The organism is Streptomyces sp. NPDC058985 (genome assembly GCF_042740985.1).
Taxonomy (GTDB): domain Bacteria; phylum Actinomycetota; class Actinomycetes; order Streptomycetales; family Streptomycetaceae; genus Streptomyces.
On record NZ_JBHYJX010000013.1, the window covers coordinates 146,981 to 163,924 of the forward strand.

The following is a 16,944-nucleotide window of genomic DNA, read 5'->3' on the forward strand; positions in this document are numbered from 1 at the left end:
GACGGGGCGGTGACGGGCGGCGCGTTCGACCAGGCCGACCATGTGGTCGTCCCCGCTGCCGGGTGCCGACTCCACCCGCACGCCCGGCACGGACTCCACGCCGCGCGCCGCGCCCTCGACCACCAGCACGACCTCCACCGGCCCGGTCTGCCCCGGCACTCCGTCCGCCGCCAGCCGGTCCCGCAGGCGCTCCGCGGCACCGCGCCGGTCGCGCCACCAGCCGTCGGGCACCGAGCCGACGACGTTCGCGGCGTCGACGATCACGAGCAGGGGTGCGTTGTCGTCCATGCGGTCAGGGTCGCACGCGGTCACCGGGCCCGACGGCACCCGAGCGGCACGGAGCCGGTGCCCCCGCTTAGAGTGGTGCGGTGAATGGCGACTGGCTTCTCCTCGGCCGCGACGGCCGCCTCAGCGTGTACCTCCCGACCGACGACGCCGCCCTCTGGCGTGCCGAACGCGTGCCCGCGGGCGCCTGGGAGGCCCCGCGCCGCCTCGGCGGCGACCAGGCACTGCGTCCCGGCCTCGCGGTCGGCAGGGGCCCCGACGGCTACGCCCATCTGGTCGCCTGGCGGCCGACCGGCGCCGACCGGTCCGGCCTCGTGCACACCACGCACTTCCGGCCGCTGCTCGCCCCCCTGGACTGGGAGCCGGCCGGCCACCCCAACAAGCAGGGCGACCGCACCGGGACGCCGGCCGTCGCGGTCGACGCCCAGGGGCGCGCCCACGTCTTCGTCCGCAACGGAGGCGGCGGCCTGAGCATGGTGGCCCAGAAGGAGAAGGGCGGCTGGGACCCCTGGCGCGACCTGAAGGGCCGCGGCGTCCAGGAGGCACCCACGGCGGCGACGGCCGAGACCGGGCTGGTCGAGGTGTACGCGCCCGTCCCGGACGGCATCCTGCACTGGCGTCAGGACAAGGCGGGTGCGCGGCCGGTGCTGGGGGAGCGCCTCGACGCGGCCGTCCGCCCGGGCACCCTGCGCGCGCTCGCGACCTCCGCCGGGCACACCACCGTCCTGTACACCGACGACGGCACCGGTGAGCTGTGCGCCTGGCGCCCCGGCGGCAAGCCCACGCCCCTGGTGGCCGCCGCCGGCCCCGGCCCCGTGTCCACCGTCCGCTGTGTCATAGACGGTCACGACTGCACGGTGGTCGCCCAGCGTTCGGCGGGCAGCGGCCGGGTCGCCTTCGCCGCGTACCCCTCGGAACTGGAGGAGATGGGCGCGGCCTGGACCGAGTCGGGCCCCGCGCTGCCGGCCGACGCGACGGTCTCCCTGGCGCGGGACGCCGACGGCCGCCTGGTGGCCGCGACGCTCTCCCCGTCCACCGGTCAGCTCCACCTCACCCGGCGGAAGGACGAGGCGGGGCTGGCGCTGGGGGCGTGGCAGGCCGTCTGACGCCGCCCGGCGGCCCGGTGACGGACGCATGGGGAACTGGTGAACGAACGGCATATGATGTTCCGCGTTCGACGGTCCCTGTCCGTGACACGGCGGGCTTCAGGAAGGTGCAGCAGGCCATGCGGAGAAAGTCGGCGGCCCCGGTCGGCACGGCCGGCCGGGTCGGGCCCGGCACCGCGGAGCGCGGGCACGAGGGCGCGGCCGGACCGCCGCACGGCGACTGGCTCACCCTCGGCAGGGACGGCCGCCTCAGCCTCTACCTGCCCGCCGAGGGCGGCCTGGTGCGCTGGACGGAGACCGCCGTGGGCGGCCCCGACTGGAGCGGGCCGCACTTCGTGCCCGTCGCGGGGCTGACCGACCTGACGGTGGTGCAGGGGGCGGACACCTACGTCCACTTCCTGGGCCGCCGGGAGCGCGAGCGGTCCGACGGCGCGCCCGGCGTGGACGTGGTGCACGCCATTCAGTACCAGACCGGGCTGGCCTTCACCGAATGGCGCTCCCTGGGCAACCCGCACCGCGACCGCGCCGAGGGCAGGGGACTCGGGGTGCCCGTGGGGGCGGTCGCGCCCGACGGCACGGTGCACGTCTTCGTACGCAACGCGAACGGCGGCCTGTCGCTGCGCCGCGAGGCGCCGAACGGCAAGTGGCGCGCCTGGGAGGATCTGCACGGCAACGGCATCGACGGACCGCCCGCGCCGGTCGCGCTGTCCGGCGGCCGGCTGGAGGTCTGCGCCGTCTCCGCGTCGGGCGTCCTGCTGTGGCGCCAGACCGCACCGGGCGGCGACTTCGCCGGCCCTCAGGGCCTCGCCCTGCGCCCGGTGCCGGGCACGGTCACCGCGGTGGAGACCGGGCCGGACCGGTCCACGTACTTCTGGACCGACGCCGAGAGCGGCGGCGCGGCCGCGTGGCGGGAGGGCGACTGGCCCGCCGCGCTGGGCGGATCGCCGGCCGAACGGCCGTACGCCTCCCTGCGCACGGCCGTGGACGGCTACGACTGCGTCGTCCTCGCCCACCGGGCCCGGGACGGCTCCGCGCTGTTCGGCATGGGCGCCACGGAGAACGAAACCGGCGGATTCTGGTGGTACGCCCCGGCCGAGTCGTGCCAGGGCGCACCGGCCCTGGCACGCGACGGACACGGGCGCGTGGTGATGGCGCTGATCGGGGCCGACGGCGCCCCGAAGGTGGCCCGCCAGGACGACGGCACCGGCCTCGCCCTCACCCGGTGGCGAACCCTCGGGGCCTGAGCGGCCGGTGCCTCGCGGCGTACCGCAGGCGTCCTGCGGGCGGTCCTGTGCGGACGTGCCGGCGGGAGATCAGCCGCCCGTCGCGGGCGACTTCTTGGCCGACTCGGGGATATCGGAGTCCGACCGGACGGCCTTCCACAACTCGGTGGCCTGCGGCTCGGCGGCGACGACCCGGTTCGGGTCGGCCTTGTCGTACGCCACCGGCAGCATGATCGTCTCCATGGTGGCGGGGTCGACCCCGTTCATGCTGCGCGCGAAGTCCGCCAGGCTGGTCAGCGAGGCCAGTTCGGAGTCCGTGGTGAGCGCGGCGGTGAGGCTGTCGGCGATCTTGTACGTCTTGGTGGGGCTGCCCAGCAGGTCCTGCTTCTTGACCTCGCTCAGCAGCGCGATCAGGAACTCCTGCTGGAGCCCGATGCGGCCGAGGTCGCTGCCGTCGCCCACCCCGTGCCGGGTGCGCACGAAGGCCAGGGACTCGGTGCCGTCCAGGGTGTGGGTGCCGGCGCTCAGGTCCAGGCCGCTGTCGGGGTCCTTGATGGGCTCCTCGACGGTGACGGGCACCCCGCCGATGGCGTCGACCAGGCCCTTGAACCCCGCGAAGTCGATCTCCATGTAGTGGTCCATGCGGACGCCGGACATCTTCTCCACGGTCTTGACCACGCAGGCCGGTCCGGCCTGCGCGTACACGGAGTTGAACATCACGCGCTCGGCCTCCGGCAGGGCGGAGCCGTCGGACTTGTCGCACTCGGGGCGGGTGACCAGGGTGTCGCGCGGGATGCTCACGGCGACGGCCTGCTTGCGGCCCTCGGGTATGTGCACCACCAGTGCGGTGTCCGAACGGGCCCCGGCGACCTTGCCCGTGCCGAGTGAGGCGTTGTCACCGGCGCGCGAGTCCGAGCCGAGGACCAGCAGGTTCTGTCCCGACGTCGGCAGCTTCTCCGGACGGTCGCTGCCGAGGGCCTTGTCCAGGTCGACCCCGTCGATGTTCCCGTTCAGGCCGCTGTAGAGCCAGTAGCCGGTGCCGCCGAGGGCGAGCAGGAGCACGACGAGCGACAGCAGGACGATCCGTCCCCAGCGTCTGCGGCGGCGTGGCGCGCGGCGACCGCCGTCCGGCGCGGCCCGGCGGGCACGCCGAGGCTCCGTGGTGGCGCTGTGCGTCATGGTGGTGGGTTCCTCTCCTCACGGGCTCCGCGGTGGCGGAGTCGCAGGGCCCGGGTGGGGGGAGGCCGGCCCGCTGGGCGGTCGTGTCAGTGCGAGCACTATATGTGCTCACGCCCAGTCTTTTTACGAGCGGGGAACCATAGCGGGTTACAGCGATGTACGCCACATTAACTCCCCTTGACCATCCTTAAGGGTGACATAAGATGTGGCGAACCTGTGACGGCTGTGAAGGGGGGCTTTCCGGCTGTCAGGGGTTTCCGGTGTGGCGTTCACGGTGGGGGCCGTGGCCGCGCCGGACAGGGGAGGGGCGTCCAGTGCGGACTGTTCGGCAGCCCGCTGGGCGAAATGTCTTGGTAGGAGTACGAGTTGGTGGATCACCCGCGTCTGAGCATCGTCGTGCCCTTTCAGGACGTCGAGGCCTATCTCGCCGAATGCCTGGAGTCGATCGCTCGGCAGTCGTTCCGCGACTTCGAGGTGATTCTCGTCGACGACGGCTCCACCGACGGCTCCTCTCGGATCGCCGCCGACTTCTGCGCCGCCGACCCGCGTTTCCGGATGATCCGCCAGGAGCCGCAGGGTCCCGGGCACGCCCGCAACACCGGTCTGCGCGCCATGCACCCCCAGGGTGAGTTCCTCGCCTTCGTCGACGGGGACGACGTCATCCCGGAGTACGCCTACGGCCTGCTGGTCCGCACCCTGGAGGGGTCCGAGTCGGACTTCGTCTCGGGCAACGTGCAGATGATGAACTCCACCAAGAAGTGGCAGTCACCGCTGCACAAGGGCCCGATGCAGAAGAACCGGCGGGGCACGCACATCACCCGGTTCGAGGCGCTGATCTACGACCGCACCGTCTGGAACAAGATGTTCCGGCGGTCCTTCTGGGACTACCACTACATCGCGTTCCCCGAGGGCGTCATGTACGAGGACTCCTGGGTCAACATGTACGCCCACTTCCGCGCCGCCAAGGTCGACGTCGTCACCGACATCGTGTACTTCTGGCGCCGCCGCGAGGGCGGGGCCGCGCCCTCGATCACCCAGCGCCACACCGAGCTGTCCAACCTGCGGGACCGGGTCGCGGCGGTCCAGTCGGTCAGCCGCTTCCTGGCCGACCGGCGCTCGCGCCAGTACGAGGAGAGCAAGCGCAAGTACGACCTCGCCTGCCTGAAGTCCGACCTGATGCTGCACCTCAAGGTGCTGCCGGACGCGGACGAGGAGTACCGGCAGTCGTTCATGCGGTGGGCCAACGAGTTCCTCGACGAGACCGACCTCACCATCATCGACGAACTGCCCGCGGACGCCCGGGTCAAGTGGCTGCTGGTGCGCGAATGGCGGCTGGCCGAGCTGCTGGAGGTCATCGAGTTCGAGCGCCGCGGCGGCCCGATGCCGGTCCAGCGCCGCTTCCGGCGCTACCTGAAGTACCCCTACCTCGGGGACCGCGGGGTCGGCCTCGACAAGAAGGCGTTCCGGCTCGACAAGGAACTCTCCCTGCACGGCTCGCTCGGCGGGGCCCGCTGGAGCACCAACGGCCATCTGCTGACCCTCACCGGGAGCGCGTACGTGCGCTTCATCAACGTGCACAAGCGCCACATGTCGGTGAAGGCGATCGCCCTGCGGAACAAGAAGCAGGGACGGATGGTGATCACCCCGGCGAAGACCACCTACGCGCCCCAGGCCACCGAGCACTCCAACCAGAACCGCTACTGCTACGACTGGGCCGGCTTCGAGGCCCGGATCGACACGACCCGGCTGAAGCGCAAGGGCCAGTGGGTCGAGGGGACCTGGGACGTGGCCGCCGGTGTCCTCAGCCGCGGGCTGTTCCGCTACCGGGGCATCGACCGGGGCAGCGCGGGAAGCTCCGCCAACCCGCCGTACCGCTATGTCGACAAGAACACCCGCATCCTTCCGGTCTTCCTCCAGGGCAAGCTGAAGCTCCGGGTCGAGATCGTCCGCTGCCGGATCACCGGCCACCGCGTGAGTGGCGACCAGCTGGAAGTGCGCGGGGTCTACCTCGGGCCGCGCGTGCCGGAGTGGGGCAAGCTGCGTGTCACCAGCCTCAGCGGCGCGGGCCAGCACGACGGCCGCGTGTACTTCACGGCGGGCGGCGAGGGCTGGTGCACCTTCTCGGCCAGGCTGCCGCTGCGCTCGCTGGTGCCGGCCTTCCGGGCCGACGCCCAGGCCGACGCGGACATCCCGGAGTCCTGGAGCATGGGCAGCAACGGCTGGAAGACCACCCTCCACGTGGAGGGCCGCAAGGGCGCCCTCTACCCGGTCATGGCCGAGGAGACGCCCGACGGCCACTACCGCATGCCCGGCGCGCTGCAGACCCGGGAGGGCGACCGCGAGGTCGTGGTGCACCGCAACGGCTCGGGCTACCTCGTCCTCTTCGAGCGCGCCACCCTGCCTACGGTGAATCGATTCTCCTGGCATCCGGACGGCTCGCTGGAGATCCACGGCCGCTACCTGGCCGCGGACCGGCTCTCGTCGCGCGAGTACCGGGACGCCCACCTGGTGGTCCGCTCCCGGGCGCACGGCGCGGAGCGCGAGGTCCCCGTCGAGTGGGACGGCAACGCGTTCCGGTGCCTGGTCAGCCCGGCCGCCATGCGGACGCTGGCCGGAGACATCCCGCTCGCGGCCGGCCGCTGGGACTTCTTCCTGCGCCGCCAGGACCTGTCGGCGGTGGCCCGCGAGGACCGCCTCGAAGACCTGATGGTGAAGATCGAGCAGGATCTCGTCGGCGCCTTCCCCGAGGAGTACGAGGAGAACGAGCGCCGCTACGAACTCCAGGCCGAGGCGTACGACCGGCTCTCCCTGCTCGTCCACTCCGCCATGCCCGACTACGCCCGCGGCCCCTACCGCCAGAAGCTGCTGCGCACCAAGGCGTACCCCGCGGCCCGCCGGCAACGGGTGCGCCCCGCCGTCCTCTTCGACGCCTTCAAGGGCACCCAGTACTCCGACAGCCCCCGCGCCCTGCACGAGGAACTGCTCCGGCGCGGGACCGGCCTCGAACAGCTGTGGGTGGTGCGCGACGACCAGGTGGAGGTGCCGCCCAGCGCGATCCCGATCCGCATGTGGTCGCCCGAGTGGTACGAGGCCCTGGCCACCAGCCGGTACGTCGTCGCCAACAACCACCTCCCCGACTGGTTCCAGCGGCGCGACGGCCAGATCGTCGTGCAGACCTGGCACGGCACCCCGCTGAAGAAGATCGGCCACGACATCGAGTCCATCCACTTCGCCGACCAGCGCTACCTGGAACGGGTCGAGAAGGAGGTGCGGAACTGGGACATGCTGGTCTCGCCCAACAGCTTCTCCACCCCGATCCTCCAGCGCGCCTTCGGCTTCCCCGGGGAGATGGTCGAGTCGGGCTACCCCCGCAACGACATCCTCCGGCTGCCCGGCACCGAGGAGCGGGAGCGCGAGATCCGCCGCCGCATCGGCCTGCCCGAGGGCAAGCGGGTCGTGATGTACGCGCCCACCTGGCGCGACGACCAGTACTACGCGCCCGGCAAGTACAAGCTGGACTTCCGCATCGACCTCGCGGACGCCCGCGCCCGGCTGGGCGACGACCACGTCCTCCTGGTCCGCCGCCACCCCAACGTCGTGGACCCGGTGCCCGGCGCCGGCGACGGATTCGTCTTCGACGTCTCCGACTACCCGGACATGGCCGAACTCTCCCTGATCACCGACGTGATGATCACGGACTACTCCTCCCTGATGTTCGACTACGTCAATACCGGGCGGCCCATCCTCTTCTTCACCTACGACCTGGACCACTACCGGGACACCCTGCGCGGCTTCTACTTCGACTTCGCGAGCAGCGCACCCGGCCCCCTCCTGCACACCTCCGAGGCGCTGGTGACGGCCGTCGAGCGGATCGACCGGATCGAGGAGGCCTACGCCGAGCGGTACCGCTGGTTCCAGCGCGAGTTCTGCGACCTGGACGACGGTCACGCCGCCGCGCGGCTCGCCGACCGGATGCTCGTGGCGGGCGGCGACCTCGCTCCCGGGCAGGCGCAGGCACCGGCCGTGGGCACCGTCGGCACCCGGCAGGCGGGCCGCGCCATGACGCCGGTCCAGGGCCGTGCCGGGAGCTGGTTCACCGCGCCGCGCCGGACGGTGCAATCAGGTCCCGCCGACGCGCCGGTGGTCGGTGCGGTGCCCGCGCAGCCCGGTCCGGGGCACGCCGGCTCCGCGCAGCTCATGCCCGGCGGGCGGACCTTCGAGGGCGCGGTCGTATGACGCCGGCACTCGGCGGGCCCTCAGCCGGTGTCCACCCGGACCAGCAGCGCGCGGTGGTCGGAGACGCCGGTGTCGCGCACCGTGCAGCCGGACCTGGGCAGGCCGGTGAACAGATAGTCGAGCTTGTGACCGGACTCGTGGGTCGGGCGCCCGGAGCGGTCGGCGGCGGAGTCCTGGTCGCACTCCCGGTAGACGCGGTAGACGGCGTCGGGCCACACCCAGCGGGACCTGTTGCGGGCGCTCGGCGGATTCAGGTTGAAGTCGCCGCCGAACACGGTGCGCCGCTGCGGCACCGCCGCGACCAGTGCCCGCAACTGGTCGTCGCGGTACTCCCGGCCGGGATGCGCCAGGTCGCTGCCGGGCAGGCTCAGGTGGGCGTTGCACACCCGGACGCCGGCCTTGTCGACCGTCGCGCACAGGATGCCGCGCCCCAGCCCGGCCACCGGCTGGCGCGAGGCCACCGACCGCACCGAGGACAGCGGGTGGGCCGAGAGCAGGGCGAGGCCGGCCGCGCCCTGCCCGCGCCCGTCGCACCGCACCGTGCCGGAACGCCCGGCCCGGTCGCGCGAGGTGTAGGGACGGAAGGCGAGCCGCCAGGAACCGCCGAGGGCGTCGCGGACCGACTCCGCCTCGGCGGCGCAGGCCTCCTGGAGCAGCACCACGTCGGCACCCTCGCCGACGAGCCGTTCCACCGCCCGCCTCTTGGCGGCGGCACCGCCGGTCTCCGCGCAGTTCCACCGCCGCACGCCGCACATGTTCCAGGACGCCACGGTCAGGACGCGCTCCGCCGGGAGGGACCGCACCGTCCCCCTCGCGGTCAGCGCCGGCACCAGCGCGACCAGGAGTGCCGACAGCGCGAGCACCGAGGCCACGGCGACGAGGCCGCGACGACGGCGCGGGCCGGTGAGGAGCGGGAAGTCCGGCAGAGGCATCCCGACATCATGTCCGATCGACCGAGCCGGCCCACGGGGGCGGTCATGAGAGTGGAGTTCCGTACATGACCAAGGCGCCCGCGCGGAAGATGTTCAACGGGATCGAGGCCTCGGGCCCGTTTCCCGTCGAGTACCGCTTCTCCCACGCCAAGAGCGGCAACCGCCACCTCGTCGTGGTGTTCGCCAACTTCTCCGCGCCCGAGGACTACGGCTGGTGCAACGGCGTCTTCGACAACGTACGCGCCAACATCCTCTGGATCCGCGACCGCTTCGACGGGATGAACGCCTACTACCTGTGCCGGAACATGGACTTCGGCTTGGCGGACTCGGTGCAGACCCTCATCTCGAACGTCACGCGGTCGCTGGGCCTGACGCCGGACCAGGTCACTCTGTGGGGCGGCTCCAAGGGCGGCAGCGCCGCGCTGTACTTCGGGCTGCGGTACGGGTACCGGAACATCGTGGCCATCGTGCCGCAGTTCCTCGTGGGCGACGCCCTGGAGCGGCGGCACCCGAAGGTCTCCGCCTACATGCTGGGCGAGGGCGCCCCGGCGCACAACGCCCGGTTCCTGGACGCGCTCCTCCCCGACCTGGTGCGGGCCCGCGCGAACAGCGCCGCCAACATCTACGTGCTCTCCTCACCCCAGGACGAGCACTACGCGGTGCAGGTGGAGCCCTTCCTCGGCATGTTCCAGGGCTACGACAACTTCAACTTCCTGTACAGCGAGTCGCCGACGATCACCGGCCACGCCACGGTCACCCGGCGCAACGTCCCGGCGCTCGTCGGTCTGCTGAACCTGCTCGCCGACGGCTACGCCCCGCGCCTCGGGTTCGTACGCCACGCCGCCGAGGAGTTCGACCGGGAGACGTCGGACATCGAGGCGTACCTCTCCGCCACCTCCAAGGTGCAGGGCGCCGAGGCGTTCGCGCCGCCCGTGGTGACGGCCCCGGCCTACAACGGCGAGGCCCCCGTCACCGGCCTCCGCTTCGCCGGGACGGCCCACGGGGCGGTGCGGGTCAGCATGTGGGAGAACGGCAAGTTCGTGGCATCGCCGGAGGTCGCGGCCGACGGCTCCTGGTCCTGGGCGTCGGCCAGACCGTGGGCGGCGGGCAAGCACCTGGTCAAGATCTTCGCGGTCGACCCGGCGGGGTTCCACTCCAGCCGGGTCGAGGTGCCCTTCACGGTCGTCGACCGCCCGGTCCAGGCGGGGCCGACCCCGCCGGTCGTCGCCGTTCCTGGACCGGGGCAGCAGGTGGGGCCGTCGGTCGCCTTCCACGGGACCGCGCCGGGCGCGGTCCAGGTCGGCTTCCGGGAGAACGGCGTGCCGCTGGGCGCGGTGGCGGTCGCGCCGGACGGCGTCTGGGGCTGGGACCCGGGCTGGTCGTGGCCGGAGGGGCCGCATCTGGTCGAGGTCGTCGCGGTGGACGTGGCCGGCGGTCAGTCCGCGCCGACGACGGCCGGCTTCACCGTCATGTACGTCCCGGAACCCGCCGGGCACCTCGCGCCGGGCTACTGACCGCACGTCCGCCGATCGGACCAACTCACCAGAGGAAGCCGCAGATGCCCAGAGCGACGTCGAACGGGCGCCAGATCATCACCGGGATCGACACGTCAGGTGCGCGTCCGGTGGAGTACAGATTCGCCCACGCCAAGAAGGGGAACCGCCACCTGACCGTCGTCTTCGCCAACCTGGCGGCCCCGGACGACTACGGATGGTCCACCGGAGTCCTGGACGACCTGCGGTCCAACATCCTGTGGATCCGTGACCGCTTCGACGGCGGGCTCACCTACTACCTCTGCCGGGAGATGGACTTCTCCGTCGAGAGTTCGGTCGCCGGCCTGATCGCCAGGGTGGTGCGGGCCCTCGGCCTGACCCCGGACGACGTGACACTCTGGGGCAGTTCGAAGGGGGCAAGCGCGGCCCTGTACTACGGGCTGCGGTACGGCTTCCGCAACATCGTGGCGTGCGTGCCGCAGCTCCGCATCGGCACCTTCGTCCGGGAGACGTATCCCAAGGTCGGCCGGTCCATGCTGGGCGAGGGCCTGCCCGAGGAGAACGCCCGGGTCCTGGACTCGGTCCTGCCGGACCTGCTGGCGGCGGGAGCCGGGCGCGAGGCCAACATCTACCTGGTGTCATCCCCGCAGGACGAGCAGTACCCCATCCAGATCGAGCCCTACCTGGAGATGCTGCGCCGCTACCCGAACTTCAACTACATCCACAGCGAGTCCCCGTTCGTGCGGGAGCACAACCAGGTGACCGTGCGGAACGTGCCGCCGCTCCTGGGGATCGCCTACCTGCTGGTCGATGGGATCGCGCCCAGGCTCGGGCTGACCCGCCACGGCTACGAGGAGCCCGACCGCGACACGTCCGCCATCGACCGGTTCCTCGGCGACACCGCCAAGGTCAAGGCGGAGGGCACCTTCGCTCCTCCCGTGGTGGCCCTGCCGACGCAGGGCGCCCGACTGCCCCGCACGGGATGGCGGTTCAACGGATCCGCGGCCGGCGCGGTGCGGGTGAGCCTGTGGGAGAAGGGCAAGTTCCTCGGGTCCCCGCAGGTGGCGGCCGACGGCACCTGGTTCTGGGAGCCGAGCGGGCCGTGGGCCAAGGGGGAGCACCGCGTCAAGATCTTCGCCGTGGACCCGGCCGGAACCCACTCCGTCACGACGGAGGTCGCCTTCGCCGTCGCGGAGGGGGCCGGCACGGCGCGGGTCACGCCTGCGGTGCCCGCCGCCGACGGTCCCCCCGACACACTCGCGGCGCCGGTCGTGCGGTCCCCGATGGCCTACGAGCAGATCGCCGGCGGGGCCGTACGCTTCACCGGCCTGGCCAGGGGCGCCGCGCAGGTGGGGTTCCGGGCGGGCGGCACGCTCCTCGGCGGGAGTCCGGTCGCGGTCGACGGGCGCTGGGCCTGGGACTCCGGCTGGCCGTGGCAGGAGGGGCGGCACACGGTGGAGGTCTTCGCCGTGGACGCGGCGGGAAACGAGTCCCCGGCGACGCCGGTCCCCTTCGCCGTCGCGCACGTCACGGCGGGCGCGACACCGTACGGCTACTGACCCGGCCCCGGCACGCGAGAGGGCCCCCGCCACACGTGGCGGGGGCCCTCTCGTCGTACGGAGACCTACGCGGGCACGCTCGCCACGCCCGCCTCCAGGAACGGCTTCCCGTTCACCCGCTGCGAGACGCCCTCGCGGTCCAGGTACGGCGTGATGCCGCCCAGGTGGAAGGGCCAGCCGGCGCCGGTGATCAGGCAGAGGTCGATGTCCTGGGCCTCGGCGACGACGCCCTCGTCGAGCATCAGGCCGATCTCCTGGGCGACCGCGTCCAGCACCCGCGCCCGCACCTGCTCCTCGGTCAGGACGGTGTCGCCCTGCTTGAGGAGCGCGGCGACCTCCGGGTCCAGCTCGGGCTTCCCGCTGTCGTAGACGTAGAAGCCGCGCTTGCCGGCCTCGACGACCGCCTTGAGGTTCGGGGAGACCGTGAAGCGCTCGGGGAAGGCCCGGTTGAGGGTCTCCGAGACGTGCAGGCCGATCGCCGGGCCGACCAGCTCCAGCAGGACCAGCGGGGACATCGGCAGGCCGAGCGGCTCCACCGCCTTCTCCGCGACGGCCACCGGCGTGCCCTCGTCGATGACGTTCTGGATCTCGCCCATGAAGCGGGTCAGGATGCGGTTCACGACGAACGCCGGGGCGTCCTTGACGAGGACCGCGGTCTTCTTCAGCTTCTTCGCGACGCCGAACGCCGTGGCCAGCGAGGCCTCGTCGGTCTGCTCACCGCGGACGATCTCCAGCAGCGGCAGGATCGCCACCGGGTTGAAGAAGTGGAAGCCGACGACCCGCTCGGGGTGCTTCAGCTTCGACGCCATCTCCGAGACGGAGAGGGAGGAGGTGTTGGTGGCGAGGATCGCGTGCGCCGGGGCGACCGCCTCGACCTCCGCGAACACCTTCTGCTTGACGCCCATCTCCTCGAAGACCGCCTCGATGACGAAGTCGGCGTCCGCGAAGCCCTCGGCCTTGTCCAGGACGCCGGAGACCAGGGCCTTGAGCCGGTTCGCCTTGTCCTGGTTGATCCGGCCCTTGCCGAGCAGCTTGTCGATCTCGGCGTGGACGTAGCCCACACCCTTGTCGACGCGCTCCTGGTCGATGTCGGTGAGGACGACCGGGACCTCCAGGCGGCGCAGGAAGAGCAGCGCGAGCTGGGAGGCCATCAGGCCGGCGCCGACCACGCCGACCTTGGTGACCGGGCGGGCCAGCGACTTGTCCGGGGCGCCCGCGGGGCGCTTGCCGCGCTTCTGCACCAGGTTGAAGGCGTAGATGCCGGACCGCAGTTCGCCGCCCATGATCAGATCGGCGAGCGCCTGGTCCTCGGCGTCGAAGCCCTGCTGGAGGTCGCCGTTCTTGGCGGTGGCGATGATGTCCAGGGCGCGGTAGGCGGCCGGGGCGGCGCCGTGCACCTTGCCGTCGGCGATGAAGCGGCCCTTCGCGACGGCCTGGTCCCAGGCCTCGCCGCGGTCGATCGCCGGGCGCTCGACGGCGATCTCGCCCTTGAGGACGGACGCCGTCCAGATCAGCGACTGCTCCAGGAAGTCCGCGCCCTCGAACAGCGCGTCCGCGATGCCGAGTTCGTAGACCTGCTTGCCCTTGAGCTGCTTGTTCTGGTTCAGGCTGTTCTCGATGATCACCGAGACGGCCTTGTCCGCGCCGATCAGGTTCGGCAGCAGGGTGCAGCCGCCCCAGCCGGGGACCAGGCCGAGGAAGACCTCGGGGAGCGAGAACGCCGGGAGGGCCGCGGAGACCGTCCGGTAGGAGCAGTGCAGGCCGATCTCCACGCCGCCGCCCATGGAGGCGCCGTTGTAGTACGCGAAGGACGGCACGGCCAGCTTCGAGAGCCGCTTGAGGACGTCGTGGCCGCCCTTGCCGATGGCCAGCGCGTCCTCGTGCCGCTTCAGCAGCTCGACGCCCTTGAGGTCGGCGCCGACGGCGAAGATGAACGGCTTGCCGGTGACGCCGACGCCGACGATGTCGCCGTCCGCGGCCTCCTTCTCGACCTGGTCGATCGCGGCGTCGATGTTCGCCAGCGACTGCGGGCCGAGCGTGGTCGGCTTGGTGTGGTCGTGGCCGTTGTCCAGGGTGATCAGGGCGAAGCGCCCGGCACCGAGGGGAAGGTCGAAGTGGCGTACGTGCGCCCGGGTGACGACCTCGCCGGGGAACAGCTCGGCCGCACCCTTCAGCAGCTCTGCGGTGGTGCTCACTTGTCCCCCTCGAAGTGCGGGTTCTCCCAGATGACGGTCGCGCCCATGCCGAAGCCGACGCACATGGTGGTCAGGCCGTAGCGGACGTGCGGCTGCTCCTCGAACTGGCGGGCCAGCTGCGTCATCAGACGCACGCCGGAGGAGGCCAGCGGGTGGCCGAAGGCGATGGCGCCGCCGTACTGATTGACGCGCGCGTCGTCGTCGGCGATGCCGTAGTGCTCCAGGAAGGCGAGGACCTGGACGGCGAAGGCCTCGTTGATCTCGAACAGGCCGATGTCGTCGATGGTCAGGCCGGCCTGGGCCAGAGCCTTCTCCGTGGCCGGGATCGGACCGTAGCCCATGACCTCCGGCTCGACGCCCGCGAAGGAGTACGAGACCAGGCGCATCTTGACCGGCAGGTCGTGCTCGCGGGCGAAGTCCTCGCTCGCGATGATCGAGGCGGTGGCGCCGTCGTTCAGACCGGCCGCGTTGCCCGCGGTGACCCGGCCGTGCACGCGGAACGGCGTCTTCAGGCCGGACAGGTTCTCCAGGGTGGTGCCCGGACGCATCGGCTCGTCGGCGGTGACCAGGCCCCAGCCCGTCTCGCCCGCCTCTTCGTTGGTGCGGCGCACCGAGACCGGCACCAGGTCGGCCTGGATCCGGCCGTTGGCGTACGCCTTGGCGGCCTTCTCCTGCGAGCGCACGGCGTACTCGTCGGCGCGCTGCTTGGTGATGCCCGGGTAGCGGTCGTGCAGGTTCTCCGCGGTCATGCCCATGAACAGGGCGGACTCGTCGACCAGCTTCTCGGAGACGAACCGCGGGTTGGGGTCGGCGCCCTCGCCCATCGGGTGGCGGCCCATGTGCTCCACACCGCCCGCGATGGCGACGTCGTACGCGCCGAAGGCGACCGAGCCGGCCACCGTGGTGACGGCGGTCAGCGCGCCCGCGCACATGCGGTCGATCGCGTAGCCGGGCACCGACTGGGGCAGACCGGCGAGGATGCCGGCCATCCGGCCGATGGTCAGGCCCTGGTCGCCGACCTGCGTGGTGGCGGCGACGGCGACCTCGTCGACCTTCTTCGGGTCGAGGCCGGGGTTGCGGCGCAGCAGCTCCCGGATCGCCTTCACGACCAGGTCGTCGGCGCGGGTCTCGTGGTAGACGCCCTTCGGGCCCGCCTTGCCGAACGGGGTGCGGACGCCGTCTACGAAGACGACGTCCCTGACGGTACGAGGCACGATGGCTCTCCTCCAGGGTGCGGGGTGGCACTGCTGCGGCACGCATGCACTGAGCGCGCGCTCAGGCCCCATGCTACTTATGAGTAACGTAGCTGCCCAGTCCCCCCGGCGGGAGCGGCGAACGTCACACCGTCGGGGGCACGGGGAGGCCGGCGCGGGTCCGCCGGGTGGCTCAGCGCGGGTCCGCCGCGGAGGTCAGCGCGGTGACCAGGACCGGCGTCACCTGCTCCACCTGCCAGGGCCGCGCCCCGTGGCCGGCCAGGGCGGCCGCCACCGAACCGGCGTCGACCGCGGCCGGCGGCTCCCAGCAGACCCGGCGCACCGTGTCCGGCGTGATCAGGTTCTCCTGCGGCATGGCGAGCTGCTCGGCGAGCGCCGTCACCGCCGTGCGCGCCGCGGACAGCCGGGCCGCGGCGGCCGGGTCCTTGTCGGCCCAGGCCCGCGGTGGCGGGGGACCGGTCACCGGCTGGCCGGGCTGCGGCAGCTGCGACTCGGAGAGCGCCTTGGCCCGGTCGACCGACACCTGCCACTGCTCCAGCTGCCGGCGGCTGACCCGCCCGAAGCCGTTCAGCGCGGACAGGGCCTGCGCGTCGGCGGGCAGCGCGAGCGCCGCTTCGACGATGGCCGCGTCCCCGAGCACCTTGCCGGGGGAGACGTCCCGGCGCTGCGCGATCCGGTCCCGGGCCTGCCACAGCTCCCGCACGACGGCCAGCTGCCGGCGCCGGCGCACCTTGTGCATGCCGGACGTGCGCCGCCAGGGGTCCTTGCGCGGCTCGGGCGGCGGGGCGGACGCGATCGCGTCGAACTCCTGCCGGGCCCACTCCAGCTTGCCCTGCCGGTCCAGCTCCTTCTCCAGCGCGTCCCGCAGGTCGACGAGCAGCTCGACGTCGAGCGCGGCGTAGCGCAGCCAGGGCTCGGGCAGCGGGCGGGTGGACCAGTCGACGGCGGAGTGGCCCTTCTCCAGGACGAAGCCCAGGACGTTCTCCACCATCGCGCCGAGACCGACCCGCGGGAACCCGGCGAGCCGCCCGGCCAGCTCGGTGTCGAAGATGCGGGTGGGCACCATCCCTATTTCGCGCAGGCACGGCAGGTCCTGGGTGGCGGCGTGCAGCACCCACTCCACGTCCGCGATCGCCGCGCCGAGACCGGACAGGTCGGGGCAGGCCACCGGGTCGATCAGCGCGCTCCCGGCGCCCTCGCGGCGCAGCTGCACCAGGTACGCCCGCTGCCCGTAGCGGTACCCGGAGGCGCGCTCGGCGTCGACGGCGACGGGGCCGTGGCCGGCGGCGAAGGCGGCGGTCACCTCGGCGAGGGCGTCGGCGTCGGCGATCACCGGCGGAATGCCCTCGCGTGGTTCGAGCAAGGGGGTCGGCGCCTGACTCACAGAAGATCCGGCGTCGTCCGGAGGGGCGCCTCCGGTGGTTCGCAGTGGGCGGTCTGCTGCGGTTTCGTGGGCGTCGGTCACCTGTCAAGACTATCGGTGGATCGGCGGGGGGGGGGCCGCGGGGCAGGAGGAGAGGGG

General features: G+C 72.3%; 11 protein-coding genes. 5 read left to right on the forward strand and 6 right to left on the reverse strand.

The annotated features are described in order from the left end of the window. A partial coding sequence (locus tag ACFW01_RS14990; RefSeq protein WP_384503880.1) for an NTP pyrophosphohydrolase occupies positions 1-288 on the reverse strand: 288 nt, incomplete at its 3' end. 80 nt (positions 289-368) lie between these two features. Between ACFW01_RS14990 and ACFW01_RS14995 the strand changes: the two genes are divergently transcribed. Beyond that, the gene (locus ACFW01_RS14995) at positions 369-1,391 is read left to right on the forward strand and encodes a hypothetical protein (protein ID WP_384503882.1); all 1,023 of its coding nucleotides are present in this window, start codon (positions 369-371) and stop codon (positions 1,389-1,391) included. Positions 1,392-1,510: 119 nt separating this feature from the next. Next, positions 1,511-2,635, forward strand: coding sequence for a hypothetical protein (locus ACFW01_RS15000; RefSeq protein ID WP_384503884.1), 1,125 nt, complete (start codon positions 1,511-1,513; stop codon positions 2,633-2,635). A gap of 69 nt (positions 2,636-2,704) precedes the next feature. Here the strand turns inward: ACFW01_RS15000 and ACFW01_RS15005 are convergent, their stop codons facing one another. Further along, the gene (locus ACFW01_RS15005) at positions 2,705-3,793 is read right to left on the reverse strand and encodes an LCP family protein (RefSeq protein ID WP_234959973.1); all 1,089 of its coding nucleotides are present in this window, start codon (positions 3,791-3,793) and stop codon (positions 2,705-2,707) included. 366 nt (positions 3,794-4,159) lie between these two features. On the opposite strand from ACFW01_RS15005, the gene ACFW01_RS15010 reads away from it, so the two are divergent. Continuing rightward, a complete protein-coding gene (locus ACFW01_RS15010; RefSeq protein WP_384503886.1) occupies positions 4,160-8,029 on the forward strand; it encodes a CDP-glycerol glycerophosphotransferase family protein in 3,870 nt (1,289 codons plus the stop codon). A 20-nt stretch (positions 8,030-8,049) separates the two neighbouring features. Here the strand turns inward: ACFW01_RS15010 and ACFW01_RS15015 are convergent, their stop codons facing one another. Continuing rightward, entirely contained in the window at positions 8,050-8,961 is a 912-nt protein-coding gene (locus ACFW01_RS15015; RefSeq protein ID WP_384503888.1) for an endonuclease/exonuclease/phosphatase family protein, read from the reverse strand. A 65-nt stretch (positions 8,962-9,026) separates the two neighbouring features. Here ACFW01_RS15015 and ACFW01_RS15020 point away from each other — a divergent pair, with 65 nt between their 5' ends. Together ACFW01_RS15020 and ACFW01_RS15025 are read left to right on the forward strand one after the other, a co-directional pair. Continuing rightward, positions 9,027-10,475 (forward strand): hypothetical protein, encoded by a 1,449-nt coding sequence (locus tag ACFW01_RS15020; RefSeq protein WP_384503890.1) that lies wholly within the window; start codon positions 9,027-9,029, stop codon positions 10,473-10,475. Between the two features lie 44 nt (positions 10,476-10,519). Further along, complete coding sequence (locus ACFW01_RS15025) at positions 10,520-12,013, forward strand: hypothetical protein (protein WP_384503892.1); 1,494 nt, start codon at positions 10,520-10,522, stop codon at positions 12,011-12,013. Positions 12,014-12,078: 65 nt separating this feature from the next. Here ACFW01_RS15025 and ACFW01_RS15030 read toward each other — a convergent pair whose 3' ends face one another. From ACFW01_RS15030 to ACFW01_RS15040, 3 genes are all read right to left on the reverse strand, one after another. Next, positions 12,079-14,208: a 3-hydroxyacyl-CoA dehydrogenase NAD-binding domain-containing protein gene (locus ACFW01_RS15030; protein WP_234959978.1), complete on the reverse strand. Its 2,130-nt coding sequence runs from the start codon at positions 14,206-14,208 to the stop codon at positions 12,079-12,081. Further along, positions 14,205-15,422, reverse strand: a complete 1,218-nt coding sequence (locus tag ACFW01_RS15035; RefSeq protein ID WP_384503894.1) for a thiolase family protein — start codon at positions 15,420-15,422, stop codon at positions 14,205-14,207. Before ACFW01_RS15035 ends, ACFW01_RS15030 begins: the two co-directional genes overlap by 4 nt. Positions 15,423-15,594: 172 nt before the next feature. Then, positions 15,595-16,887: a ribonuclease D gene (locus ACFW01_RS15040; RefSeq protein WP_384503896.1), complete on the reverse strand. Its 1,293-nt coding sequence runs from the start codon at positions 16,885-16,887 to the stop codon at positions 15,595-15,597. Positions 16,888-16,944 lie beyond the last annotated feature (57 nt).

Excerpts from the sequence above, each read along its gene's own strand:
- ACFW01_RS15000 (WP_384503884.1), top strand. The coding sequence starts at position 1,511 with ATGCGGAGAAAGTCGGCGGCCCCGGTCGGCACGGCCGGCCGGGTCGGG.
- ACFW01_RS15005 (WP_234959973.1), bottom strand. The coding sequence starts at position 3,793 with ATGACGCACAGCGCCACCACGGAGCCTCGGCGTGCCCGCCGGGCCGCG.
- ACFW01_RS15015 (WP_384503888.1), bottom strand. The coding sequence starts at position 8,961 with ATGCCTCTGCCGGACTTCCCGCTCCTCACCGGCCCGCGCCGTCGTCGC.
- ACFW01_RS15020 (WP_384503890.1), top strand. The coding sequence starts at position 9,027 with ATGACCAAGGCGCCCGCGCGGAAGATGTTCAACGGGATCGAGGCCTCG.
- ACFW01_RS15025 (WP_384503892.1), top strand. The coding sequence starts at position 10,520 with ATGCCCAGAGCGACGTCGAACGGGCGCCAGATCATCACCGGGATCGAC.